This is a genomic window from Salmonella enterica subsp. arizonae (assembly GCF_008692845.1).
GTDB lineage: Bacteria > Pseudomonadota > Gammaproteobacteria > Enterobacterales > Enterobacteriaceae > Salmonella > Salmonella arizonae.
The window spans coordinates 42,870-50,714 of sequence record NZ_VXJW01000019.1 but is presented as its reverse complement, the minus strand read 5'-3'; the positions used below and the strand labels follow the sequence as shown (position 1 = coordinate 50,714).

Below are 7,845 nucleotides of genomic sequence, written 5' to 3'. Positions count from 1 at the left end.
GGTGATGGGCCTGCTGGAGACGGCGCGGCTGAACGGCGTGGAGCCGTATGGCTGGCTGAAATTGGTTCTGGAGCGGCTACCTTCATTACCGGAAGAGCGGCTGCACGAGCTGTTACCCTTCGCGAAAGATCCTCTGAATAACTGACCCAGGCGGTGAAATGCAGAACGGGTCTGCGCCGTCAAGGTGAGTTCACCGGGACGTTACAATACGTTGGCGATTCGGCATATTTCAGCACAGGGGTTAACTCTGTGCAATGTTCTATCCATTGCCCTTCACTGTCTTTTTCTCAACACGATATACTGTTATCGCCCTTTTCCATAAAAGACCGGCTATTGAGAAAATCAAGCCTATCAGTACACAAAGTGCCAATACCAGCCGCATCTTATATTTTGGCGTAATAGAAACATCTAACACTTCAATATTAATATTATTTCTAACCGCATCCGATAGCAATGACAGTTTTGCATACGTTTCCGTTTGCAACATGTTTTTGTGCAAACTATAGCGTTTAATGTCACCATCATCGATATACCATACCGCCATTTTATCGACGCTATTTTTTAGTGTGGAAATAATATGATTGACACTTCCCTCCCTCCCCTGCACCTTAAAAAGGATAAGCTGACTTCTCGCTTCGAAGCTTATTTTATTTTTATAGTCCGCAGGCAAGAAACGACTAAATCGGTTAAGGATAACCGTTGTTTTACATTGAATATCATTAACATAGCCACATAAAGCATAAGTAGCAGGCGTATCCAGATTGGGTTTAATTTTAATACTCACAATCTTTGTATCATGCTGCACGCTCACAAAAACATAGCCCATAACAACAAAAATAAAGGTAGTCATTACGATACTTAGCCAGTTTCTTATTAGGAACAAGGAAATATCGACTAAATCGATTTCACTGTTTTCACCCTGCATTTCACATCCCTTTTAAAACGCTAATTGTCAGCCCAACCACTGAAATAACAAAAAGCAACACCAGAGTAAAAATAAACGCCCTGGCTGCGAACGTATATTTCTTCATAAGATAAAACCCGCACATAAGAATTCGAGTATTTTAAAGGAAAATAACAATACATTCACACTGGTTATATCGATCGGTAAAACCACGAGTGATAGCTAAAATCTATTAAATTATAGATATCGATCGTTGTAAATAATTAAAATCGATCAAAAAGCCTTATTTTAATAGACAAAGACTATCATATAAATAAAATTAATCGTTTTTGTTTTATATAGTTGCTTCCTCAGTACACGTTCAGGCGCCAACGGCCATAAACGGCAGCATTTACCGCTTCAGAAGCCGAAAAATAAGGGGGCATGTATTACGCCATTTAACGGTAAAAAGAGATTATTTGATGTTCAGCTTTTGCAGAACAATTGGAGATATAACGTAGACCCCTGCGCGTTTATCAAAAGAGGTTTAGTTTACGGTAGGGTTTTCTGTTCAAGTTCCAGTAGATAAATAATTGCGTCCTCCCGGGTCGTTAAACACATTTCCCTTGTCGGTTGCAGACCAGAGCAGACTTTTGGACGTAAAGGCGAGCCAAAGATAAGGCACAAATTATCTTCCGAAAGCTGCACGCATCTGGTTTTCATCGGCTTTCCATTCGGCATTCCGGGTATTGGCGACGAAATTGAAGGCGCGATACAACAAGCTCCACAACCGCTACGACACTCCATGCTCGTCTCCTCGTATAACTAAATGAAAGATAACAGAATTTGCTCAAAGCAAAATCCAGACTTAAAATGTGGACGTCATCATGATCAGGTCTGCCCTCAGACATTCCGGGGACAGTGCTGGAAACAGAAGGGACAACACAGCACACTCCACAATCCGGGCGACATGCCATAGCGTATTCTCGTTGAACGCGGAGCTGAAGCAGGCGAACAGTATCACCTTTTTTGCAGCAGCAAAAGTGACAATTCCACTTGCCTGAACGGCCCGGCGCGAGTAGTTTGACGCGATATTTTAGATAATCTCTACATACAGGATCTCCTCGATGCCAAGAGCGAACGAAATTAAAAAGGGTATGGTACTGAACTACAACGGCAAATTGCTGATTGTGAAAGATATCGACATTCAGTCCCCAACCGCCCGTGGCGCCGCCACACTGTATAAAATGCGTTTTTCCGATGTCCGCACAGGTCTGAAAGTGGAAGAACGTTTCAAAGGCGACGATATCGTTGATACCGTCACCCTGAGCCGTCGCGGCGTTGACTTTTCTTATGTTGATGGCAACGAATATGTTTTCATGGATAAAGAAGATTATACGCCGTATACCTTCACCAAGGATCAGATCGAAGAAGAGTTGCTGTTTATGCCTGAAGGCGGAATGCCGGATATGCAGGTTCTGACCTGGGACGGCCAACTGCTGGCGCTGGAGCTTCCACAGACCGTGGATCTGGAAATTGTCGAAACCGCGCCGGGCATAAAAGGCGCATCAGCCAGCGCGCGTAACAAACCCGCGACATTAAGCACCGGCTTGGTTATTCAGGTTCCTGAATACCTGAGCGCAGGTGAGAAGATCCGCATTCATATCGAAGAGCGCCGCTATATGGGCCGCGCGGATTAAGTTTTGCGTTTTTAGGCTGCGCCCCCTGTTTACGCCCCCCTGGGGAGCGCAACCTGTCTGGGACAGCGCATGCTGTCCCTTAGTCTTTAGTGATTTCGACTGTCAACGTCATCCAGTAACAGTGATTGCAGATACTGCGTATCCTCGCGTATAAAATGCGTCATCATTACCACGGCAAGCACATAAAATCCTGGCAACGAGATTGGTTGCTCGTAGTAATCCTTGTCTGTGCTGAAAGCGATGGACCATCACATTCGGGGCATTTATACCGGTACCTTTTCTAAAACGCCTTGCGAAAAGAGAAACGCGAAACGGCGATGTTTTTTGGCTTTGGCGGTCTGCCGATACAGCAAATCCATAGAGTGCTGGCTGTCCTTGAACAGAAGACAGCGATGCTATCAGCATAAAATCTGGCAAATCGCGAGGGACAGTCAGACACAACCACCGCGAATACCGGATAATCCCCCGATATATGTAGCACGCCAGACGGTAATCGAAGCGTTAAAAAGTTAACATTTTCTGCTATTAAGATAGGAGAGGCGCGACTTCATCGACTCGCCTCTTCTCTTTTTCTCATTTATTCGCCAGGATTATTGAAAGTCGTTATGTTGTATCAATATCCTGGAGCTGACGTGACCAAAACCAATCTTATCACCGGATTTCTCGGTAGCGGAAAAACAACCTCTATCCTTCACTTACTGGCCTATAAAGATCCGGCTGAAAAGTGGGCCGTCCTGGTCAATGAATTTGGCGAGGTGGGTATTGACGGCGCGCTGCTTGCCGACAGCGGCGCACTGTTAAAAGAGATCCCCGGCGGTTGCATGTGTTGTGTCAATGGATTGCCTATGCAGGTAGGACTTAACACGTTACTACGTCAGGGCAAACCTGACCGATTGCTGATTGAACCGACCGGACTGGGGCATCCAAAACAAATTCTGGATTTATTGACTGCCCCGGTTTATGAGCCGTGGATTGACTTACGCGCCACGCTCTGCATCCTGGACCCTCGCCTGTTGCTGGACGAACAGATCGTCGTCAATGAAAATTTCCGCGATCAGCTCGCCTCCGCCGATATTATCATCGCCAATAAAGCCGACCGCGCCACGACGCAAAGCGATGCCGCACTACAACAGTGGTGGCGACAATATGGCGGCGATCGTCAATTGGTTCATGCCGAACATGGACAGATAGACGGTAAACTTCTGGATTTACCGCGCCAAAATCTGGCGGAACTGCCGGCCAGCGCCGCCCATTCTCACACTCACGCCAGTAAAAAAGGGCTCGCCGCGCTAAATCTGCCCGCACAACAACGCTGGCGACGCAGCCTGAATAGCGGACAGGGTCATCAGGCCTGCGGCTGGATTTTCGATGCCGATACCGTGTTCGACACTATTGGCCTACTCGAATGGGCGCGTCTGGCGCCGGTGGGCCGGGTGAAAGGCGTTATGCGCATAAAAGAGGGTCTGGTACGCATCAACCGCCAGGGTGATGACCTGCACATCGAAACACAGAGTGTCGCGCCGCCGGACAGCCGGGTTGAACTTATCTCAAACACAGAAACCGACTGGAATGTGTTACAGACGGCCTTGTTGAAACTTCGTTTAGCTATGCACGCGTAAGGTTGCCACCGTTTAAAACTACGGCGAAATGACGATGAAAACCCGCTATCCCTTGATAATTCTGCTTAATGCCGCCGGCCTGGCGCTGTTTTTGTCATGGTATCTCCCCGTCAATCACGGTTTCTGGTTCCCCATTGATTCCGGCATATTCCACTTTTTTAACCAGAAATTGGTGGAAAGTCGCGCGTTTCTCTGGTGGGTCGCCATTACCAATAATCGGGCGTTTGACGGCTGTTCGCTGTTGGCGATGGGGGGGCTGATGCTCAGTTTCTGGCTGAAAGAAAACACGTCGGGTCGGCGGCGCATTGTGATAATCGGGTTGGTCATGCTGTTAACGGCAGTGGTGCTTAACCAGCTCGGTCAGGCGTTGATTCCCGTCAAGCGCGCCAGCCCAACGCTCTCTTTTGAGCATATTTATCGCGTCAGCGAGTTGTTGCACATCCCGACAAAAGACGCGTCAAAAGATAGTTTCCCTGGCGATCACGGTATGATGCTGCTGATATTTTCCGCCTTTATGCTGCGTTATTTCGGCAAAATGGCAGGGATTATCGCCCTTATTATATTTGTGGTTTTCGCGTTTCCGCGCGTTATGATTGGCGCTCACTGGTTCACTGATATTGTGGTCGGTTCGCTAACGGTTATTTTGATTGGCCTTCCCTGGTGGCTGATGACCCCGCTCAGCGACCGGGCGATAGCGCTTTTTGAGAATTATCTTCCGGGCGGAAATAAACAAATTTTAAACAAATAACCTGTGTAATTAACATTACCTTCAGCGATGGTTTTGCATCGTTGAAGGTAATTTATGATGATATTCTCCCCGCCCATCATCTTTTGGTCATATTATTCCTCTGCAAAATGAACGGGTTGACCGCTTTTTAAACGATTTGCTCTTAATTTGACCAGTGCTGATGGTTCACTTTTCGTATCATAAATTCTTATAAAAAATCATGCGAAATCGCTCGCAATGACAACAACGATCGGGTAATCTCAAACTCGTTTTGCCTCGCCAGATAATTATTCTCATTGCGAATAAATTTGTGCGTTCCGCCACAGATTTGTGCTCAAAGAATTGTCTCAAGCTGTGCAGGTAATTAGTCTCATCACGTTTGGCATTTTTATAACGATATTTATCGTTAAGGACTTCAAGGGAAAACAAACAACATGGTCAAATCTCAACCGATTTTGAGATATATCTTGCGCGGGATTCCCGCGATTGCAGTTGCGGTTCTGCTTTCTGCTTGTAGCACAACCACCAATACCGCAAAGAATATGCATTCTGAGACGCATGCTGTGGGCAATAGCGATAGCTCTTCACTGCAAGCCTCTCAGGATGAATTTGAAAATATGGTACGTAACCTCGACGTTAAGTCACGGATTATGGATCAGTATGCTGACTGGAAAGGCGTGCGTTACCGCCTGGGCGGCAGCACTAAGAAAGGCGTCGACTGTTCCAGTTTTGTACAGCGCACCTTCCGTGAACAGTTTGGTTTAGAGCTTCCGCGTTCAACCTACGAACAGCAGGAAATGGGCAAAGCGGTTTCACGCAATAACCTGCGTACGGGCGATCTGGTTCTGTTCCGCGCCGGTTCCACTGGTCGTCATGTCGGTATTTATATCGGCAATAACCAGTTTGTCCATGCGTCTACCAGTAGCGGCGTCATTATCTCCAGCATGAATGAACCGTACTGGAAAAAACGCTACAACGAAGCGCGTCGAGTTCTGAGCCGCAGTTAATTTTCGTCAGGCAGCACTTCCCTTGGCTTACCTGATGAAACGACATAAAAAGCACTGCTTCGGCAGTGCGTTTACTTATTACCCCTTCCATATCCGTTTTGCTGAATAACTTTCCCGGCCAGGCAAAATGCACCGCCCGTAGGCCTATTAGGCATAGCGCTCTCAGACATTTGAGCCATTTTGCCTTTGGCACAGCGACGACAATACTTTTCTTACGCATCCTCTGTCATACAGAAAAGCATGACTATATGGGTTAATCCAGGCTATAGTCTTATAAATCAACCAGTTTAATCGGCATTCGCCCTTTCAGGTCACACCAGGAATTATGCTTACACGCGACTCCTCTTCCGGTCGGAAAATCCTGCTTACCTGTATTATTACGGGGATGGCGGCAGCATTACTTGTTGGTAGCCTGCAATTTTTCCTGTCATTGCATAAACGGGATGTTAAATACAACACGCTCCTTTCTGATGTGCAACATTATTTGATCAGCTATTTCGCTGACCTGAAAGCTACCACCGATATTCTTCAGCCGTTGACGATCAACACCTGTCAGCAGGTTGGCGCAGAACTCACTTCAAAAGCCGCTTTTAGCCTCAATGTCCGAGCCTTCTTATTGATTAAAGATAAAAAAGTCTTCTGCTCTTCTGCTACTGGCGTCATGAATATGCCACTTCAGCAACTGGTACCGGAGATAGATATCCGCAAAGACGTTGATATGGCGATTCTACCCGGCACGCCAATGATGCCCAACAAACCGGCAATGGTGATTTGGTATCGAAATCCCTTATTAAATGACAGCGGCGTATTCACATCCTTGAATATTAACCTGACGCCTTACTTACTCTATACCACACGCCAGGAAGATTTTAACGGCATCGCGCTGATTGTCGGCAAAACCGCGCTATCGACCTTTTCTTCGCGCCTGATGACCGTCGCGGAGCTGCCAGACACGCCATCACGACAGGCAATTATCGGCGGCATGCCGCTTAGAATACAGCTTTATGCCGATAGCTGGACCTACAATGACGTGTGGTATGCGTCGATGCTGGGCTGCATTAGCGGCATCGTTGCGGGATTTATCTGTTACTTTATCTATGCTCTCCGGACGCGGCCAGGAAAAGAGATTTTAACGGCGATCAAACACGAACAGTTTTATGTGGTTTATCAGCCCGTCGTCGATACCCGAACTCTGAGCGTTACCGGCCTTGAAGTCTTACTACGCTGGCGTCACCCTACGGCAGGAGAGATTCCGCCGGATGCCTTTATCCACTATGCCGAAGCGCAGCAGCTTATCGTACCGTTAACGCAGCATCTGTTCGAGCTGATCGCCCGCGATGCCCCCACGTTACAGAAGATAATGCCCGTCGGCGCCAAATTTGGCATTAATATCGCGCCGGAACATCTGCACAGCGACTGTTTTAAAGAGGATATGCATCGGCTCAGGAACGCCCTGCCCGCGCGCCATTTTCATATCGTGCTGGAAATCACTGAACGCGATATGCTTCAACAGCATGAAGCGGCAAAACTGTTCGAATGGCTTCATTCCGCCGGGTTTGAGATTGCCGTGGATGATTTCGGTACAGGCCATAGCGCCCTGATCTATCTGGAGCGATTTACGTTAGATTATCTGAAAATTGATCGCGGCTTTATCCAGGCGATCGGCACGGAAACCGTCACGTCGCCGGTTCTGGATACCGTGCTCACACTCTCTAAGCGCCTGAATATGCTGACGGTAGCTGAAGGTGTTGAAACGCCGGAACAGGCTCGTTGGCTACGCGATCATGGTGTTAATTACTTGCAGGGGTACTGGATCAGCCGTCCTTTGCCCCTTAAAGATTTTGTGCTGTGGATGTCGGCGCCTTCTGTGCCTGAATGGTAACACCCTTGCGGTTTTAATGGATTCACA

Annotated in this window: 9 protein-coding genes; 6 read left to right on the top strand and 3 right to left on the bottom strand. The window is 47.5% G+C overall.

Going from position 1 to position 7,845, the window contains the following annotated elements; all coding sequences use genetic code 11:
- Window positions 1-145, top strand: a 145-nt coding sequence (locus tag F4V61_RS21135; RefSeq protein WP_139814985.1) for a transposase domain-containing protein, incomplete at its 5' end; no start/stop codon positions are given.
- A 114-nt stretch (window positions 146-259) separates the two neighbouring features.
- On the opposite strand, the gene F4V61_RS21130 is transcribed toward F4V61_RS21135, so the two are convergent.
- From F4V61_RS21130 to F4V61_RS21120, 3 genes are all read right to left on the bottom strand, one after another.
- Window positions 260-925 (bottom strand): GNVR domain-containing protein, encoded by a 666-nt coding sequence (locus tag F4V61_RS21130; RefSeq protein WP_058345159.1) that lies wholly within the window; start codon window positions 923-925, stop codon window positions 260-262.
- Window position 926: 1 nt separating this feature from the next.
- Complete coding sequence (locus F4V61_RS21125) at window positions 927-1,049, bottom strand: hypothetical protein (RefSeq protein ID WP_024131815.1); 123 nt, start codon at window positions 1,047-1,049, stop codon at window positions 927-929.
- A gap of 386 nt (window positions 1,050-1,435) precedes the next feature.
- Window positions 1,436-1,690: a YkgJ family cysteine cluster protein gene (locus tag F4V61_RS21120; protein WP_024131814.1), complete on the bottom strand. Its 255-nt coding sequence runs from the start codon at window positions 1,688-1,690 to the stop codon at window positions 1,436-1,438.
- 320 nt (window positions 1,691-2,010) lie between these two features.
- Between F4V61_RS21120 and yeiP the strand changes: the two genes are divergently transcribed.
- From yeiP to F4V61_RS21090, 5 genes are all read left to right on the top strand, one after another.
- Window positions 2,011-2,583: an elongation factor P-like protein YeiP gene (gene yeiP, locus F4V61_RS21115; RefSeq protein ID WP_001136822.1), complete on the top strand. Its 573-nt coding sequence runs from the start codon at window positions 2,011-2,013 to the stop codon at window positions 2,581-2,583.
- A 632-nt stretch (window positions 2,584-3,215) separates the two neighbouring features.
- A complete protein-coding gene (locus tag F4V61_RS21105; protein WP_038395254.1) occupies window positions 3,216-4,202 on the top strand; it encodes a CobW family GTP-binding protein in 987 nt (328 codons plus the stop codon).
- A 28-nt stretch (window positions 4,203-4,230) separates the two neighbouring features.
- On the top strand, window positions 4,231-4,950 hold the full coding sequence (locus tag F4V61_RS21100) for a phosphatase PAP2 family protein (protein ID WP_038395252.1): 720 nt from the start codon (window positions 4,231-4,233) through the stop codon (window positions 4,948-4,950).
- 413 nt (window positions 4,951-5,363) lie between these two features.
- Complete coding sequence (mepS, locus tag F4V61_RS21095) at window positions 5,364-5,936, top strand: bifunctional murein DD-endopeptidase/murein LD-carboxypeptidase (RefSeq protein WP_000241015.1); 573 nt, start codon at window positions 5,364-5,366, stop codon at window positions 5,934-5,936.
- Window positions 5,937-6,261: 325 nt separating this feature from the next.
- Window positions 6,262-7,818 (top strand): cyclic di-GMP phosphodiesterase, encoded by a 1,557-nt coding sequence (locus F4V61_RS21090; RefSeq protein ID WP_058345160.1) that lies wholly within the window; start codon window positions 6,262-6,264, stop codon window positions 7,816-7,818.
- Window positions 7,819-7,845 lie beyond the last annotated feature (27 nt).